Annotated in this window: 15 protein-coding genes; 4 read left to right on the forward strand and 11 right to left on the reverse strand. The window is 56.4% G+C overall.

From position 1 onward, the window contains the following. Positions 1 to 340 precede the first annotated feature (340 nt). The 7 genes from opp4C to ACFFIY_RS08030 form a co-directional block, all read right to left on the reverse strand. The gene (opp4C, locus tag ACFFIY_RS08000; RefSeq protein WP_354197009.1) at positions 341 to 1,258 is read right to left on the reverse strand and encodes an oligopeptide ABC transporter permease; all 918 of its coding nucleotides are present in this window, start codon (positions 1,256 to 1,258) and stop codon (positions 341 to 343) included. 15 nt (positions 1,259 to 1,273) lie between these two features. Further along, complete coding sequence (gene opp4B, locus ACFFIY_RS08005; protein ID WP_354197007.1) at positions 1,274 to 2,239, reverse strand: oligopeptide ABC transporter permease; 966 nt, start codon at positions 2,237 to 2,239, stop codon at positions 1,274 to 1,276. Between the two features lie 173 nt (positions 2,240 to 2,412). Beyond that, positions 2,413 to 4,152, reverse strand: coding sequence for an oligopeptide ABC transporter substrate-binding protein (gene opp4A, locus ACFFIY_RS08010; RefSeq protein WP_354197005.1), 1,740 nt, complete (start codon positions 4,150 to 4,152; stop codon positions 2,413 to 2,415). 36 nt (positions 4,153 to 4,188) lie between these two features. Continuing rightward, the gene (locus ACFFIY_RS08015; protein WP_354197002.1) at positions 4,189 to 5,196 is read right to left on the reverse strand and encodes an ABC transporter ATP-binding protein; all 1,008 of its coding nucleotides are present in this window, start codon (positions 5,194 to 5,196) and stop codon (positions 4,189 to 4,191) included. Then, the gene (locus tag ACFFIY_RS08020) at positions 5,193 to 6,224 is read right to left on the reverse strand and encodes an ABC transporter ATP-binding protein (protein WP_354197000.1); all 1,032 of its coding nucleotides are present in this window, start codon (positions 6,222 to 6,224) and stop codon (positions 5,193 to 5,195) included. Before ACFFIY_RS08020 ends, ACFFIY_RS08015 begins: the two co-directional genes overlap by 4 nt. A gap of 291 nt (positions 6,225 to 6,515) precedes the next feature. After that, positions 6,516 to 7,760 (reverse strand): beta-ketoacyl-ACP synthase II, encoded by a 1,245-nt coding sequence (gene fabF / locus ACFFIY_RS08025; protein WP_354197090.1) that lies wholly within the window; start codon positions 7,758 to 7,760, stop codon positions 6,516 to 6,518. Positions 7,761 to 7,826: 66 nt separating this feature from the next. Then, positions 7,827 to 8,759: a beta-ketoacyl-ACP synthase III gene (locus ACFFIY_RS08030; RefSeq protein WP_354196998.1), complete on the reverse strand. Its 933-nt coding sequence runs from the start codon at positions 8,757 to 8,759 to the stop codon at positions 7,827 to 7,829. A 185-nt stretch (positions 8,760 to 8,944) separates the two neighbouring features. Here ACFFIY_RS08030 and ACFFIY_RS08035 point away from each other — a divergent pair, with 185 nt between their 5' ends. Next, positions 8,945 to 9,133: a YjzD family protein gene (locus tag ACFFIY_RS08035; protein ID WP_354196996.1), complete on the forward strand. Its 189-nt coding sequence runs from the start codon at positions 8,945 to 8,947 to the stop codon at positions 9,131 to 9,133. 50 nt (positions 9,134 to 9,183) lie between these two features. On the opposite strand, the gene ACFFIY_RS08040 is transcribed toward ACFFIY_RS08035, so the two are convergent. The 3 genes from ACFFIY_RS08040 to ACFFIY_RS08050 form a co-directional block, all read right to left on the reverse strand. After that, positions 9,184 to 11,319, reverse strand: a complete 2,136-nt coding sequence (locus ACFFIY_RS08040) for an ATP-dependent Clp protease ATP-binding subunit (RefSeq protein ID WP_354197088.1) — start codon at positions 11,317 to 11,319, stop codon at positions 9,184 to 9,186. 293 nt (positions 11,320 to 11,612) lie between these two features. After that, positions 11,613 to 11,921, reverse strand: coding sequence for a metal-sulfur cluster assembly factor (locus ACFFIY_RS08045; protein WP_354196994.1), 309 nt, complete (start codon positions 11,919 to 11,921; stop codon positions 11,613 to 11,615). 37 nt (positions 11,922 to 11,958) lie between these two features. Next, entirely contained in the window at positions 11,959 to 12,735 is a 777-nt protein-coding gene (locus ACFFIY_RS08050; RefSeq protein ID WP_354196992.1) for an alpha/beta fold hydrolase, read from the reverse strand. A gap of 255 nt (positions 12,736 to 12,990) precedes the next feature. On the opposite strand from ACFFIY_RS08050, the gene ACFFIY_RS08055 reads away from it, so the two are divergent. Genes ACFFIY_RS08055 through ACFFIY_RS08065 form a run of 3 tightly spaced genes read left to right on the forward strand, consistent with a single transcriptional unit; the run spans position 12,991 to position 16,048 of the window. Further along, the gene (locus tag ACFFIY_RS08055) at positions 12,991 to 13,815 is read left to right on the forward strand and encodes a Cof-type HAD-IIB family hydrolase (protein ID WP_354196990.1); all 825 of its coding nucleotides are present in this window, start codon (positions 12,991 to 12,993) and stop codon (positions 13,813 to 13,815) included. A 12-nt stretch (positions 13,816 to 13,827) separates the two neighbouring features. Next, complete coding sequence (locus ACFFIY_RS08060) at positions 13,828 to 14,691, forward strand: DegV family protein (RefSeq protein ID WP_354196988.1); 864 nt, start codon at positions 13,828 to 13,830, stop codon at positions 14,689 to 14,691. A 16-nt stretch (positions 14,692 to 14,707) separates the two neighbouring features. Next, positions 14,708 to 16,048, forward strand: a complete 1,341-nt coding sequence (locus ACFFIY_RS08065; RefSeq protein WP_354196986.1) for an FAD-dependent oxidoreductase — start codon at positions 14,708 to 14,710, stop codon at positions 16,046 to 16,048. A 76-nt stretch (positions 16,049 to 16,124) separates the two neighbouring features. Here ACFFIY_RS08065 and ACFFIY_RS08070 read toward each other — a convergent pair whose 3' ends face one another. Beyond that, positions 16,125 to 17,567 (reverse strand): alpha-amylase family glycosyl hydrolase, encoded by a 1,443-nt coding sequence (locus tag ACFFIY_RS08070; protein ID WP_354196984.1) that lies wholly within the window; start codon positions 17,565 to 17,567, stop codon positions 16,125 to 16,127. Between the last annotated feature and the right edge of the window lie 240 nt (positions 17,568 to 17,807).

A 17,807-nucleotide genomic window follows, 5' to 3' on the forward strand; every position in this document is an offset into this window, starting at 1 on the left:
GGCCAGACCTTCGGTCATAAGCCAGCCGACTCTGCGAGGCAGGCCTCGCGCCGTCGCCCGTCTTATGCGTTCAGGTCTAATCGGCCCGCTCCGCTTTTCTTTTGTCCAGCTCCGGGCGGCAGGGGCTCGGGGTCATAAGTCATGCCGCGCCGCGGGTCAAGATCCGCTCTGCGTCCTGCCTTATGCCTGTCGCCCCTAAACGCCGCCCTCCGCTTTTCTTTTGTCCAGCTCCGGGCGGCAGGGGCTCGGGGTCATTAGCCATGCCGCGCCGCGGACCAAGATACGCTCTGCGTCCTGCCTTATGCCTGTCGCCCCTAAACGCCGCCCTCCACTTTTCTGGTTACCTTAATGATTTCGGGTTGAGGGCGTCTTTGAGGCCTTCGCCGATGAAGTTGATCGACAAGATGGTGAAGGTGATGGCCAGCGCCGGCGGCATCCACATCCAAGGCTTGCCCTGGAGGACGTCCGGTTCGTTGGCGTAGGCGAGCATGTTGCCCCAGCTCGGGATTTCCTGAGGAACCCCGAAACCGAGGTAGGACAGCCCCGATTCGGCGATGATGAGGCTGGCAAACAGGAGCGTCGCCTGGACAATGATCGTCGACATGACGTTCGGAAGCAGGTGCTTGACGATGACTTTCGCCGGCGAGCAGCCGATCGAAATGGCGGCAAGTACATATTCGTTCTCTTTTTCCGCGAGCACTTTCGACCGGACGATCCGCGCGACGCCGCCCCAGCTGAGGAAACCGATGACCCCGATCAGTACCCAGAGTCCATCAATGATCCCGAACAAAATCGTGTTGAGGACGATGACGAACACGAGGAACGGAAAGTTCAGGACAAAGTCCGTGAAGCGCATGAGCATGCTGTCGACAGCGCCGCCGAAGAATCCGGCGATCGATCCGACGAGCGTGCCGATGAAGATGACGAGCGCCGTGGCACTGGCACCCACGAGCAGCGAGATGCGTCCGCCGTAAAGGAGGCGGGTCAGGACATCCCGGCCGCTCTTGTCCGTGCCGAGCAGATGATCACCGTTTGGCGCGATGTTCATTTTGCTGATGTTGACTTTCGTCACATCCGGAATCGGCGAGAGATGCGGCGCCAATGTCGGTGCAAGAAGCGACAAGATGATGACGATGAACAGAAATACAGTGCTGATCATCGCCAGCTTATTTTTGATGAACTTCCGTCTGGCGATTGCCCACGGAGAGAGACTTTTATCCGGCTCTTTCACCGGCCCGGTTGCTGCATTGGTTGTCATGATGTGTCTTCCCCCTTAACCTAAGCGGATCCGCGGATCCACGACTCCGTAAAGAATATCTGCGATGAGGTTCCCGACGAGCACGAGTGCCGACAGCATCATCGTGATGGCCATCACCGTCGGGTAATCCCGGTTGTTGACGGAATCAAGGAACAGCAGGCCGATGCCCGGATACGAGAAAATCTTCTCGGTGATGACTGCGCCGCTCATAAGCCCGGCAATGTCAAAGCCGAGGAACGTGACGAGCGGAATGATTGAGTTGCGGAGAATGTGGACGTTGTAGATCTTGCCGATCGGCGTCCCTTTTGCCCGTGCTGTGCGGACAAAGTCCTTCCTCGAGTTCTCGATCAGGTCATTCCTGAGAAATTGTGTATAGGACGCCGTGCTGAACAGCCCCAGGATGAAGGCCGGCAGCATGACATGGTGGATCCGGCTCATCCAGTAATCGATCGTCCCGTTTTGGACTTCGATGTCCACCGAACCGGCGAACGGGAACCAGTGAAGCTTGAATGCGAAAAAGTAAATGGCGAACACACCGGCGACAAATGACGGGATGGCAAGACCGGTATAGTTGAACCCGGCAATCAGGTTATCCCCGAGCGTATACGGCTTCCTGCCTGAATACATGCCCATCGCAAACGCCAGCACATATGTAATGAGGAGTGCCGTCAGCGCCAGGAACACGGTGTTCGGAATCTTCTCCATGATCAAGTCGGATACCGGCATTTTGTACCGTGTTGACTTTCCGAAGTCCCCTTGGACGAATCCGGTCACCCAAGACAGGTATTGTTTCGGAATCGGATCGTTGTAGCCGAGCTTTTCGCGCATTTCCGCAATATATTCAGGGTTGGTGTTGAGCGGGTCGATCTCGCCGCTGAGCGAATCCCCCGGCATCGCCTTCGCAAGGAAGAAAACGACAACCGATACGAGAAATAGCATCGGGATCATTCCAAGCAGTCGGCGCAATACATATTTAACCATACGGTACTCTCCTTATCATCTGTCTCTCTGTGCTGCCGCTCTCAAACACGGTAAGAGTTATTTTATCCAAATACTCCTTACCGTGGTTAAGAGCATCAATCAATCAATAAAAAATCAGCGGCAGGCGGGCATCCCGCCCGCCGCTGACAGGTCCTTCAGAGTGATCCGTCAGATCATTTGCCTTGGACGTACCATTCTGCCGGGTTGTTCGTACCCGATACGTCCATTTCAAAGCCGCCGACCTTGTCGGATACTGCCATGATTTCATCAAGTTCAGCGATGAAGATCATCGGCACGTCTTCAGTGACCTTCTTCTGCCATTCAGCATAGATCTGCTTGCGCTTGTCCTTGTCGTCGCCGACTTCTTCAACGCTCAGAGCTTTGTCGAGGAGGGCGTCCGCTTCAGGATTGTTGTAGCGCGGGTAGTTCCAGATTTCGTCTGCTTTCCAGAGACCGGATGGGTCAGGGTCAGTGCCTGTGCTCCAGCCGCCGAAGAATGTTTCAATCGAAGCGTCATCTTTTTCGACCATGTCGTAGTAGAGGTTGACTTCGACCATTTCAACACTTGCTTTGAGGCCGACTTCTTCCCAGTACTGGGTGATTGCTTTTGCACGGGATTCGAATGTCGGGTTGCCTGTTGCATAGTGGGAGAACTTCACTTCGAATTTCTCGCCGTTCGGATCTTCACGGAAGCCATCGCCGTCCACGTCTTTGTAGCCGGCTTCGTCAAGAAGCTCCTTCGCTTTTTCAGGGTCGTAATCGTAAACTTCCACTTCGCTGTCATCGGCTGCGATCCAGTGTGCGGATGGAACCGGCTTGTTGACCGGCTCGCCGTAGCCGAAGAAGAATGCGTCGATCCACTCTTGGCGGTTGATGGCATGAGCCATTGCCTGGCGGAGTTTAAGGTCTGCATACTTCGGATTTTCTTCAACGATTTTGCGCTGTGCATTGTCGAACTTGCCGAGTTTGAAGCCGACATAGTAGTAAGACAGGCCAGGAGCCGTGACGATTTCTACATTGTCGAGCTTTTCAACTTCAGGGCCGGAAACCGGCTGGATGGCGATCATGTCGATGTCGCCGTTTTGGAGCGCGCCGACTGTTGCCGAGTTGTCGATGATGCGGATGATGACTTTGTCGAGGTTGACGTCACCGTTCCAGTAGTCTTCGTTTTTCACGAGTTCCACGGATTCGCCAGGGACGATTTTCTCAACTTTGAACGGACCTACGCCGATCGGGTTCTTGCGGACGATGTCGGAAGAAGACATGTCTTTGACTTCGATGCCTTCGTAAGCTTTTTCAGGCATTGGGTAAGACCAGATGTTCGTCAGGTTGTTCAGGCGCGGCTTGTCGAATGTGACTTCGATCGTGTAGTCATCCACGACTTTCAGGCCGGAGATGCTGTCTGCCTTGCCTTCGCGGTATTCAGGAGCACCTTCGATGTCCTGGACGTTTGTGTAGCGGGAACCGTCGTAGTCAGGGTCAGCGAGCGTTTCGAGGGCGAATACCCAGTCATTGACCGTGAGTTCTTCCCCGTTGTGCCACTTGACGCCTTCTTTGAACTTGAACGTGAAGTGCTGGTTGTCGTCCGTTTCCCATTCTGCGATGTTCGGGATCGGCTCGAGGTTTTCGTCGTACTTGATGAGGCTCTCATCGAAGAAGCTGATGATTTCCGCATCCGTGGCAATGCCGTAGAAAGCATAGCTGTAAAGACCTTCAGGTACGGCGTCAAGCGCATAGGTGAGCGTGCCGCCCTGCTGTGGACCGGCGTCTTCCTCGGTCGCCTTGCCGCTGTCTTTGTCGCCGTCGTTCGTCTTGTCGCCGGACGACTCGTTCTTGTCGCCGCCGCAAGCTGCGAGGAAAGCGGACAGGACAAGGATCATCGCAAACAGCCAGAACATGGACTTGCGTTTCATACTTGTTTACCCCCCATTTAGAGATTATTTTTTTGATCAGTACAGGACGCACGCAACGTGATGACCCGGTCTCACCTCCTTCAAAGGAGGCTTTTCCTGCGAACAGATTTCCTGTGCCATCGGGCAGCGCGTATGGAACGGGCAGCCGGTCGGCGGGTTCGCGGGGCTCGGCACATCCCCTTGCAACACAATCCGCTCTTTCCGCAATTTCGGATCTGGCTCCGGAATCGCGGAGATGAGCGCCTGCGTGTAAGGGTGAAGCGGCTCGCTGTAAAGATCTTTATTTGAAGCAACCTCGACGAGATTGCCCAAATACATGACACCGATCGTATCGCTCATGTGCTTGACGACGCTCAGGTCGTGGGCGATGAACAGATACGTGAGGTCGAACTCCTGCTGGAGGTCTTTCAGCAGGTTCAAGACTTGCGACTGTACCGAGACGTCCAGCGCGGATACCGGCTCGTCCGCAATGATGAGCTTCGGATTGAGCGCGAGTGCACGCGCAATGCCGATCCGCTGGCGCTGGCCGCCCGAGAACTCATGAGCGTATTTATAGTAAGCCGATTCCGGCAGACCCACACGGGCGAGAAGAGACTTGACGTATTTCTCAAGTTCTTTTTTGTTGCGGCGTTCAAAGTTGAGGATCGGCTCTGCGATGATGTCCCCGACCATCTGCATCGGGTTCAGCGATGCGTATGGATCCTGGAAGACCATCTGGAGATCCTGGCGTGTTTTCCGGAGCCGGGACCCGCCGATCTTCGTGATGTCCTCGCCGTCGAAGAGGATCTGGCCCCCCGTCGGTTTGAGAAGCCGGAGAAGTGCACGGCCGGTCGTCGACTTTCCGCAGCCGGATTCGCCGACAAGTCCCATCGTCTCGCCTTTTTTGATTGAAAAGGAGACATCGTCCACGGCTTTGACGTTCCCGACGACATGCTTGAAAAATCCGCCGTGGATCGGGTAGTACATCTTCAGATTTTTCACTTCAAGAAGGTTTTCGCGCTCCTTGTTCGTTTTTCCTTGTTCTGTCAGATCTTTTGTTGTCATCGCGCACCCACTCTTTCTTCTTTCGGCCAGCTTTCTTCATAGAGGAGGCAGGCCACTTCATGCTCCGCAGCTGATTCCCCGAGCTGAGGCGTCACCTGCATGCATTCCGGCATCGCTTTCGGACAGCGGTTTGCAAACCGGCAACCAACGGCCGGCATGTCTTTGATCGCCGGGACGAGCCCCTCGATCGTCGCCAGACGCTCCCGCTCTTCCTCCATTTTCGGAATGGCCTGCATGAGCAGCTGGGTATAGGGATGTTTCGGATTTTCAAACAGTTCTTCCACCGTTGCGCGCTCGACGATCTTCCCGGCATACATGACGAGCACGACGTCACAGATTTCCGCCACGACGCCCAGGTCGTGCGTGATGAGCATGATGGACATGTCGTTCACTTCCTGGATGTTCTTCAGAAGTTCGAGGATCTGCGCCTGCACGGTCACGTCAAGCGCGGTAGTCGGCTCATCGGCGATCAGGAGCTTGGGCTGGCAGGCGATCGCCATGGCGATCATCACCCGCTGGCGCATCCCGCCGGAGAGCTGGTGGGGATACTCGTCCACGATCTGCTCGGCACGCGGGATGCCGACGTTTTTCAGCAATGTAACCGCTTTCGCCCGGGCCTCGCTCTTGTTGAGGTCTTGGTGGTTGAGCAGCACTTCGGAAATTTGATAACCGATCGTAAATACCGGGTTGAGGGAAGTCATCGGTTCCTGGAAAATCATCGAGATGTCTTTTCCCCGGATGCCGTTCATCTTCTTTTCGTCATGGTCAACGATGTCCTGTCCTTCAAACAGGATTTCGCCGCCCCGGATCTTGCCGATCCCCTGCGGGAGCAGGTGCATGATCGACAGCGACATGACGCTCTTGCCGCAGCCGGATTCGCCGACGATGCCGACGATCTGTTTTCGTTCCACGTTGAACGAGACACCTTCGACTGCGTTGAAATATTCTTTGCCGATTTTAAAACCGGTCTGGAGATTGTGAACCTCGAGGAGAGGTGTTTGCTTGGTTGTGGCTTGTTTGGCTGTCATTATTACACCTCAAGATTTCTATTTTTCTGTTATTTCGTTCTTGCTAAATTTTATTACAAAAAGATTACATACGCAAGGTATTTTTTGAATTTCCTATTTTAATGCAATCGGAAAAAGGTTTCATTCATTTGAAAAACGCTGTCATATCAATGTTTTGAGCTTTATTTTCTGAATTAACATTCTCTAAGGATAATATCTTACAGGGGCGTTTTTCCTATAGCAGTAGAAGAGGCCGAAGCACCAAAAAAGCCCCGGACCTTTAAATGGTCCGGGACTTTCGCTCCATATGAATCATTCCGCTTTCTTGAAGAGCAAGGAAACATTATGACCGCCGAAACCGAGCGAGTTGCTCATGGCATAGCGGATGTCGGCTTCGCGTGCGCCGTCCGTCACGTAATCCAGATCGCATGCAGGATCCGGAGTCTTGTAGTTGGTCGTCGGCGGCATGATCCCGTCGCGGAGGGCAAGTGCCGTAAAGACGGCTTCCACGCCGCCTGCAGCGCCGAGCAAGTGCCCGGTCATCGACTTGGTCGAGCTCATCGCCAGTTTGTAGGCATGCTCGCCAAAGACGTTCTTCACCGCGTCGGTCTCGAATTCATCATTGTACGGCGTGCTCGTGCCGTGCGCATTGATGTAATCGACCTGATCAGGAGTGACGCCGGCCTTTTGAAGCGCCTGGGCCATCGCACGCGCTGCCCCTTCCCCTTCCGGAGCTGGTGCCGTGATATGGTGTGCATCTCCTGTCGAACCGTAACCGATGATTTCCGCGTAAATCTTCGCTCCGCGCGCTTTCGCCCGGTCGTAGTCTTCCATGATCAGGATGCCGGCGCCTTCTCCGATGACGAAGCCGTCGCGGTCCGCATCAAACGGGCGCGAAGCCGTCTCGGGATCCGCGTTTGTTGTCAATGCCGTGTTTGCACAGAAGCCGGCAACCGCCATCGTCGTGATTGGGGCTTCCGCGCCGCCTGTGATCATCATGTCCGCATCGCCGCGCGCAATCGCTTCATAGGCGTCGCCGATCGAATTGGCGCCGGATGCGCAGGCGGTGACCGTGCAGGAGTTGATGCCCTTGGCGTTCGTATAGATCGACACCTGGCCCGCTGCCATGTCCGGAATCATCATCGGGACGAAGAACGGACTCACGCGGCGGTATCCGCGCTCCTGGAATGTCTTGAACTGCTGTTCATGGGTTTCCATGCCGCCGATGCCCGAGCCGATCCAGACGCCTGTGCGGAGGGCTGTCTCATCGTCGAGCCGGCGCGGCAGGCCCGCATCCTCAAGCGCCTCGAAGGCGGCCGCCAGCGCATAGTGGGTGAAACGGTCCATTTTGCGGGCTTCCTTTTTCTGAATGTACTGCTCGATGTCGAAGTCCTTTACTTCAGCCGCGACTTTTGCGGGGAACAATTCACGGTCCAGCCTCGTCAGCGGGCCGACTCCGGATTTCCCTTCTTTGATCGAAGTCCATGCCGTCGGCGCATCATTTCCGACTGGACTGATGACACCGACTCCTGTGATGACCACACGTCTTTTCTCCATCATCATTTCCCTTCCTTCTCTTTGATCGTTATATATGTTGGGTTCACTTCGTTGGATGTGTGCAAGTTATTTTCCCCAGCGGATGGCGAGCGCGCCCCATGTGAGCCCGCCGCCGAACCCGACGAGCACGATGACGTCGCCGTCTTGGACATTTCCGTCCGCCACCTCATCACAGAGAGCAATCGGAATGGAGGCGGAGGAAGTGTTGCCGTATTTATGGATGCGCTTGGACATTTTCTCCGGCGGAAGTCCGAGGCGTTCGCGCGAGGCTTCCATAATTCGTATGTTGGCCTGGTGCGGGATCAGATAGTCCGCGTCCTCTTTGGTAAGGCCGGCCTTGTCCAAAACGGCCAGCGCAGACTCACCCATCTGCCGGACAGCGAATTTAAACACTTCCCGCCCGTTCATATGCAGATATTTGTCCTGGTAAAGATGCTTGCCGCCCGAACCGTCTGCCCCGAGTTCAAACGCGAGGATGCCCTTGCCTTCCGACACACGGCCGATGACGGCTGCCCCTGCCCCGTCTCCGAACAGGACGGCTGTGTTGCGGTCTTCCCAGTCGGTGATTTTCGATAGCTTTTCAACGCCGACGACGAGAACATATTCATAGGTCCCGGATTCGACGAACTGCATCGCCGTTGCCGTGCCGTACATGAATCCCGCGCATGCGGCCGAGATATCCATCGCTGCCGCATGGGTTGCGCCCAGCTGGTCCTGCAGCTGTGTCGACACGCTCGGGAACGGCCTGTCGGGCGTGACGGTCGCCACGATGATGAGGCCGATCTGTTCCGGGGAGATGCCGGAATCACGGATGGCTTCCAGGGCTGCCCGGTAAGCCATGTCCGACGTGTCCATGTCGTCTCCGGCAATCCGCCGCTCCTCGATCCCCGTCCGTGTGCGGATCCATTCGTCAGAAGTGTCGAGCCGCTTTTCCAGGTCAGCATTTGTCAGCACGTTTTCCGGAACGCATTTCCCGATTCCGATCATTCCTACGCCCATTCCTTAACCCCTTTTCTTTATTATCATCTATTAGCACCTGGTAACAATTTAACACAGCGGGTGCGGTTTTGACAACTTCTTGACCGGAGAAACCGAACATCCGGCCAAAGCCCGGAATCTCGCTTTCCCGCTGCGCCGCGGTGTGATATGATGAAAAAGGAAATTTCCGCGCAGAGGTGAAATTCATGCAATACATCATGACATTCGTATGGTCATTCGTGCTCGTCACGATGCTGAACTACGTGGTCAGCTCGATCAATGACGTGCCGTTCGACTTTGCACTTGGCGCCATCGTCTCGGTCGTTCTTTCAATTCTCGTTTTCATCGTTTCGGCGATCCTGCCGACAGAGTCCACACCGGATTACGATGCATGAACGCAAAAAACCGTTCCCCGCTTGATTGCGGAGAACGGTTTTTATGTTTTTTATTCACCGAGTTTATGGAGGACGACCGTTCCGTCCGACAGTTCGGCGCGGATCCGGTCTCCTTCGGTATAACCGCCCTGGATGAGCCCGTGGGCGACCGCCGTTTCAACATGGCGCTGGATGAACCGCTTGAGCGGCCGTGCGCCGAAGTCAGGGTCCGTTCCCTCCGCGACAATCCAGTCGAGGAGGCCGTCGCCGAATGTGAGTTCGATTCCCTGTGATGCGACACGCCGTGCCAGGTCGTCGAGCATCTTTTGGGCGATCCTGCGGAAATCGTCTCCTTTGAGCGATTGGAAGATGACGATGTCGTCCATCCGGTTCAGCAATTCCGGCTTGAAGTGCCGCTTCAGCTCCGCCATGATCAGGTCTTCCACCGCATGCTCTTCTTCGCCTTCCATGCGGAGGAGCAGCTCTGAGCCGATGTTGGACGTCATGATGATGATCGTGTTTGTGAAATCGACATTGCGTCCCTGGCTGTCGGTGATCCGTCCGTCGTCAAGCGCCTGGAGAAGGATGTTCGCAACATCCGGGTGCGCTTTTTCAATTTCGTCGAGGAGAACGACCGAGTACGGGTTGCGCCGCACGGCTTCCGTCAGCTGGCCGCCTTCCTCGAATCCGACATAGCCCGGAGGCGCCCCGACAAGCCGGGAAACCGAATGCTTCTCCATGTATTCGGACATGTCGATCCGGATGAAGTGCGCTTCCGAATCAAACAGCGTGGCTGCGATCGTTTTTGCCAGTTCGGTTTTCCCGACGCCTGTCGGTCCGAGGAACAGGAACGATCCGATCGGCCGGTGCGGGTCCTTGATGCCCGATCTTGCCCGCCAAACGGCTTCGGTGACGAGCCGGACGGCATCATCCTGGCCGATGACTCGCTGTTCAAGCGTTTCCTTCAGGCGCAGCAGCTTCTCCCGCTCACCTTCGACGAGTTTGGCGACCGGGATGCCCGTCCAGCGTGCGACAATCTCGGAAATTTCGTCTTCGGTCACTTCTTCACGGAGCAGCCGGTTTTCTTCTCCGGTGAGCGGCGCCTCAAGTTCTGCAAGCTCCTTCTCGGCCTGAGGAATCCGGCCGTGGCGGAGTTCGGCTGCCTTGTTCAGGTCATAGCGGTTTTCCGCATCTTCCAGATCCCGCCGGTACCGGTCGAGTTCTTCACGCTTCGACTGGATTTCACGGATCGCTTCCTTTTCTTTTTCCCAGCGTTCGCGCATGTCTGCCGTCGACGTCCGGAGCTCTTCCAACTCCGCACGCAGGCTTTCGAGACGGGCCTGGCTCCGTTCGTCTTTTTCCATCATGAGCGCCTGTTCCTCGATCTCAAGCTGCATGATGCGCCGCGTTACTTCATCGAGTTCCTGCGGCATCGAGTCGATTTCCGTGCGGATGAGCGCGCTTGCCTCGTCGACGAGGTCGATTGCCTTGTCCGGCAGGAAACGCTCGGTGAGGTAGCGGTCGGACAGCGCGGCCGCCGCGACGAGCGCACGGTCATGGATCCGGACGCCGTGGTGGAGCTCAAACCGTTCTTTCAATCCCCGCAGGATGGAAATCGTATCCTCGACGGTCGGCTCCTGGACATAAACCTGCTGGAAACGCCGCTCAAGCGCAGGATCCTTTTCAATGTACATCCGGTATTCGTCGAGCGTCGTCGCCCCGATGCAATGGAGCTCACCCCGCGCGAGCATCGGCTTCAGCATGTTTCCGGCGTCCATCGAGCCTTCGGTCCGCCCTGCACCGACAATCGTGTGGAGTTCGTCGATGAACAGGATAATGCCGCCGTCACTGTCCTTCACTTGCTTGAGCACGCCTTTCAGCCGCTCCTCGAATTCACCCCGGTATTTGGCGCCGGCCACGAGCGCGCTCATGTCCAGCTCATACAGTTCACGGTCCTTCAGTCCTTCCGGCACGTCTTTTTTGACGATCCGCTGGGCAAGCCCTTCCACGATCGCCGTCTTCCCGACACCCGGTTCCCCGATGAGAACCGGGTTGTTTTTCGTTTTCCGTGAAAGAATCCGGATCACATCACGGATTTCCTGATCCCGCCCGATCACCGGGTCCATCTTCCCTTCCTTCACCTGTTCGATCAAGTTGCGGCCGAACTGCTCAAGCGGGCTTCGCTGATCTTCCTGCTGCATGTTCATTTGCATATTCGCCTTCACCCCTGTTGTTTGACCTTGTTTGCCTTTGACCATGTTTGACTAATTCCATTATATGCTTTTCCCTGTCCAGGGTAAAGCGAAACGCACGGCCGGGAAGTTCGCCGCCTCGCAGCCCGGGTTCCCTTGTTTTCTTGGAATTAAAAGCGGTTTTACGGGGAGCGTTATCTTTATCGGGCGAAGCGTTATCTTTATCGCCGCAAGCGTTATCTTTATCTCATTCCGGCCAATAAAAAAGCGGATCCGCATTCAATCTGCGGATCCGCCATGCTGTATTCTCATCGAACGCCGAGTGCGATTTTCGCGTAGCGGGACATCATTTCTTTGGACCACGGCGGGCTCCAGACGATGTGCACCTCGGTTTCTTTCACTTCCGGCAGTTCTGCCAGTTCACGCTTGATGTTGTCGACGATCATCGGTCCAAGCGGGCAGCCGAGCGACGTGAGCGTCATCGTCACGTCAACTTTCCCGGCATCGTCCATATCAACGTCATAGACGAGACCGAGGTTGACGATGTCGATCCCGAGCTCGGGGTCGATAACGTTCTCGAGCGCGCCCATCAGGCTGTCTTTCATCTCCTGTTCCATCGTGATACCCCTTCCGTTCTGTATTTCCTTCATCATATCAGACGGGCGTGCCATCATTCAAATGGGTTGCAAGCCAATCCGTACATTCCAGCATGCCGGTCCGGGAGACGCCGTGCCCAGCATTGCGGTCGGCCGTGAACTTCAGGCGTTCCGGAACGTCTTCGTAATCCGGCCTGCACGCTTCAATGAAATTCGCTGTCGGCTTGAACGGAACAGTTTCGTCATTCATGCCGTGCCAGAAATAAACCGGGCGCCGGGCGAGCGCTTTGCGGTCTTTCGTCAAATCAAACCGGGCGAGCGTATCGAGCATGGCCGAGCGTTCTTCTTTTGTGAGCGGAATCTTGAAGCCGCGGCTCTCATACTGGGCCATCTGGGCCTTTGCCAGCTTGACGAACCCGGGCGTGCCCATCATGACACCGGCCGCATCGATCCAGTCATAGGCCCTGAGGCAGCCGAGCGTTTCGATGCCGCCCATCGACGTGCCGGCGAGCCCGAACATCCGGCTGTCGGGGAACCGCTCCGCCAGTTCTTCTTTCAGCTTCCCGACTTCTTCAATCGTCGTCAGGACGGTCTCCCAGAAACGGAGGCTGAGCTGCACCTCGTCCAGCCCTTCGTCTCTGACGCCGTGCAGGTGGGCGTCCGGCAGGAGGACGCGGATGCCGCGACCGGCCAGATTGTAGGCGTAATGGAGGTTATGTTCTTTCGCACTCGTGAATCCGTGCAGGAAAATGACGGTCGGGGCTGATTCCCCGCCGGTTTCCGGGTATACATGCAAAAGCGGGATTTCCGCCCACTGTTCTTCATTGACGAGCATCAGCAACCACTTCCTGTTTTTTCTTTTATCCTAACAGACACGGAATAAAATACAAACCGGACGCATAAGAAGCTTCGGAGTATGGCGCTCAATTTCGGAGTATGGAATCAAAAGTCGGAGTATGGCGTTTAATATCGGAGTGCCGATCAGCATCATTTCCTTTTTCAGTGCCCCTGATGCCCAAGGACGGCATTTTTTTGACTTGATCGAAAGGGGAAGGCTACACTCAATAGTATAAAGAAGGGGGAATGCACGATGAAACCGCATTTGATCGTACTGGATCTGGACGGAACGCTGCTGACGGATGAAAAGATCATTTCGGCGAAAACCGAGCAGACACTCATGGCTGCAAAAGCCGAAGGCCACCAGGTGATGATTGCCACGGGCCGGCCGTACCGGGCCAGCGAGCCTTACTACCGGCAGCTTGGCCTTGACCTGCCGATCGTCAACTTCAACGGCGCGTTCGTCCATCATCCGAAGGACCGCTCTTGGAAGACGATCCACGAGCCGATCAGCCTGCCCGTCGTCGGCGATGTGATGGAGACCATCCAGGACTTCAATTTCCACAACATCGTGGCGGAAGTCCAGGATGATGTCTACGTCCACCAGCACGACGAGAAGCTGCTCAATATTTTCACGATGGGTGATCCGAAAGTCACGGTCGGAGATATCCGCTCTTATCTGAAGGACAATCCGACAAGCCTGCTCATCCACCCCGACGCGGCAGACGCCGACCGGATCCGCGACCGGCTTGGCGAAGTCCATGCCGAAGTCGTCGACCACCGGCGATGGGGAGCTCCGTGGTATGTCATCGAAATCATCCGCCACGGCCTCAACAAGGCGGTCGGCCTGTCGGCGGTCGCCGAATGGGCCGGTATCCCGCGTGACCGGATCATTGCTTTCGGAGACGAGGACAATGACCTGGAAATGATTGAGTATGCCGGAACCGGCGTCGCGATGGGCAATGCGATCGGCGAGCTGAAGACGATCGCGGACGAAGTGACCGGCACGAACAACGAGGACGGCATCGCCGCCGTGCTCGAAGAACGGCTGAAGCTCAAGTCGGCAAGCCGAATCTGAGGAGGAAATGAGATGAAATTGTATGCGGACAGCGCTACCGACCTGCCGCTTGAGTTTTTCTCGGAGCATGAAGTCGAGATCATCCCGCTCCACGTGGATATCGGCGGCGAAACCTTCAGGGACATCGTCGAGATTGACTCCAAAGAAATTTTCAGGCGGATCCGAAAAGGCGAACGCCCGAAAACCTCGCAGGCCTCCCCTGAATCATTCATGGAAGAATGGCGGGCACTCGGCCGTTCCGGCGAGAAAGGACTTTACATCGCGTTCTCTTCCGAACTGTCGGGCACTTATTCCACATCAGTCATGATCCGCGACCAGGTGAAGGAAGAATATCCTGGGCTGGATCTTGAAATCATTGATACGAAATGCGCTTCCCTCGGTTACGGACTGCTCGTCATCGAGGCGGCCCGACTGCGCGATGAAGGGATGGACCGCGACGAAGTGGCAAAAGCCATCCGGGAGATGGCATCCCGGATGGTCCATCTGTTCACGGTGGAGGATCTGGACTATCTCGCAAAGGGCGGCCGCCTGTCAAAAGCCAGCGCCTTCTTTGGAGGACTGCTCAACATCAAGCCGCTCCTTCATGTCGAGGACGGGAAGCTCGTCCCGATCGAAAAGCACCGGGGCCGGAAAAAGGTTTTCCAGCGGATGAACGCACTCATGGGAGAACGCGGAAGCGGACTGGCCCGTCAGCGGGTGGCGATCAGCCACGGAGACGATGAAGAAGCCGCGCTTGCCCTGAAAACCATCATCGAAGAAACTCATCATCCGGCTTCCGTGGACGTCTATATGATCGGCTCGGTCATCGGATCGCACGCCGGTCCGGGCACGATCGCCCTGTTTTTCCAGGACCTCGAAGACAAAAAAGAGAACTGACGAAAGGATGAGGCCAATGGACATCATCGTCATCGGAGCGGTCGCGGGAGGGGCGACCGTTTCCTCGCAGCTGCGCAGGTTCCTGCCTGACGCACGCATCACAGTGATCGGAAAAGACAGCCGGATGGGATTCGCAACCTGCGGGATGCCGTATGTGCTCGGCGGCCTTGTCGACAGCATGGATTCGCTCGTTTCGGTGACTCCGGAACAATTTTGGGACAAGAAGTCCATCGACGTCCGCCTTCGCCATGAAGCCCTTGAAATCGACCGCCGAAGCCGGAGCGTCCTCGTCCGGAATATCGTGACAGGCGAAACAGAGACCCTGCACTACGACAAGCTCGTCCTGTCCCCCGGCGGATCGGCCCGTAATCCCGAGATTCCGGGCTCGCCTTCCATCCCGATCTTCACTCTCCGCCATTTCGGCGACATGGTCAATTTCGAGGACTACCTTGAAAGTGAAAAGCCGAGGCGCGGACTCGTCATCGGCGGCGGGTTCATCGGCGTGGAACTGGCGGAAAACTTTCGCAGCCTCGGCATCATCACCGATCTCATCGAGCACAACGGCCGGATCATGCCGATCGCAGATCCGGACATGAGCGGCCTGCTCGAAGAGGAGATGGAAAAGAACGGTGTGACCCTCCACCTGGGCAAGGAAGTGTGCTCGGTGGACAGCGGCACGGTGTCGCTTGACGACGGCACGGAGATTGAAGTCGACTTCATTGCAGCCGCGGTCGGCCTGGAGCCGAACACGCGCCTTGCGGAAGAAGCGGGCCTCGGCATCGGGCCGACAGGCGGCATCGAAACAGATCCGTTCATGAGGACGAGCGATCCGGACATCTATGCGATCGGAGATGCGGCGGAAGGCCGGGACTGGTTCACCGGCAAGCCGAAGCGCGTCCCGCTCGCGTGGGCCGCACACCGGCAAGCGTTCATTGCGGCCGGCCACATTGCGGGCGGAACCACTGAAATGGACGGCCTCCTCGGCACCTCGATCACCAAGCTCTTCTCCCTCACCGCCGGCATGACCGGCCTGTCGGAGAAGATGCTCGACGAAGAAAACATGCGGTATGAAACGATCGTCCATGAAAGCCGATCCAATGCGGGCTACTATCCGGACAACGGGAAACTGCGCCTGAAAATCCATTACGACCCGGACACACGCGCCATCCTCGGCGCACAGGCGGTTGGCGAGAAAGGCGCGGACAAGCGCATCGACATCATCGCGACCGCCATCCGCGGACGGCTGACGATGGATGACCTGGCCGCCATCGAAATCGCCTACTCTCCGGCCTACAGTTCGCCGAAAGACCCCGTCAATATGGCCGGATACAAATCGATGGACCGTCCGGGACAATAAAGCGGCGGCCTAAGAACATAAAAACGAAAGCAAGGACGCCTTGCTGCGCATGCAGCCGGACGTCCTTGCTTTTTCTTTATTTGGAGCCTTCCGTGCGGCGCTGGCGGCCCTTGCGCCAGACCTGCCAGATGAACAGGAGGAAGATTGTATAGACGAGGATGGCCGCGATGATATACGGGATGTTCAGGCCCTTGTCTTCTTCCACGATGAACATGTCTGCCGTTTCCCGGTCAAGCACGACCCGGTAAGAGCCGTTTTCAGTCTGGCGGACGAGGTCATTGCCGAACAGCGCCCGGAGCGTTTTCCCTGCACCGCCCGCCTGTTCTTCGGAAATGTCGATCCGCTGCGTCTCGCTCGTGTTGTTCAGCGCGATGATCCACGTTTCATCATCCGTGAACCGCTTGTAGACGATCATTCCGTCTTCATTGTACAGCATTTCAAATTTCCCGCTGCGAAGAGTCTCGGACTGGTTCCTCAGTTCGTTGACATTGGTAATATGATCGATCAGGTCTTCGTCGGATTTAAAGTCATGGTTCGGATGGTTTCCGTGCTGACCGGTCCCCGTCACGGCCGTTTCCGAGCCGTATGTCATGATCGGAACGCCTGGGAGCGTCAGCAGTGCGGTTGCTGCGATTTTCCAGCGGGTCGGCGGGAACATCCGCTTTTCCACCATCTCGGCCGTGAACCGGTCGCCTTCCAGCGTGTCAAAAAACAGCAGGCTCGGCGGTTCGGTCATCTCCGTGTGATTCAGTCCGTCCGAATCCGGATCCACTTCAGAGAATGTTTCCCGAAGCACGGAGCTTTCTTCCTCGTTGAAGATCAGATCGAAGTTTGCATCGGACGGGGCGTCCGAGAAAACGAGCAGATCCCCGTTTTCAGATTTCAAGGCTTTGATCAAGTCATTCAAAAAGCCCTTGTCTGCATCTCCGAAATGAGTGAGACGAAGACCGTCAATCCCGGTCTTTTTGACAAATGAAACCGCCGCATCGATCAGCGCTTCCTTCACTTCCGGATTGTCATAGTCCCAGTTGACGGTCCCGTCGCCGGCATCGATCGCCCAGTCATCGTGGTCGGCTGTCCAGACGTGGTTGGCACTGGCGCCGCCAAGCGGAAAGTCCGCAAACAGACGCATGTCCTTTTTGTGGTACTTGCCGACCAGCCCGGTCAGTTCCTCCTCCGTACCGAACCGGTCCTCGATCGTTCCGTAGTCCAGAACCCTTCGTCCGTCATAGGTGTCTGTCGAGAAGACCGGTCCGATTGAGACGGCATTGAAGCCCATCGAATGGATGTAGTCCTGTTTTTTGAGCAGCCCCTCGAAATCGCCGCCTGAGAATGCCTTCGGATCGGCCGGGTCCACGTCCCGGTCATTGGCCGTCGAGCCATTGAAGAACCGGTCGACGAGCGTGTCATATATGCTGTCATCCAGAACCGGGTCACCTGCTGCTGAAGCTGCCGGAACCCAGCCGGCAGTCCCGATGAATATTGCTGCGGACAAAGCCGCCAATGATTTTTTGATCAAAACAAGTGCCTCCTCTGTTGCCGTCACCCGTTATTTTATCACTCCCCGGACAGCCCCGCGACCTGAATTCCCGGCACCGGCGGGAATTCAGGCGAAATTCGTCAGAAATGTGAAGAGCCCGGCCACCCAGGCGTTCATGAGAATGAATCCGTCCGTCCAAAGTGCCGATTCATACGACTCGCCCACCGGAGCATCAATGCGTACGACTCAACCCCCGATCCGTACGGTTCAACGCCGCAT

It is taken from the genome of Bhargavaea ullalensis (assembly GCF_042432615.1).
GTDB lineage: Bacteria > Bacillota > Bacilli > Bacillales_A > Planococcaceae > Bhargavaea > Bhargavaea ullalensis.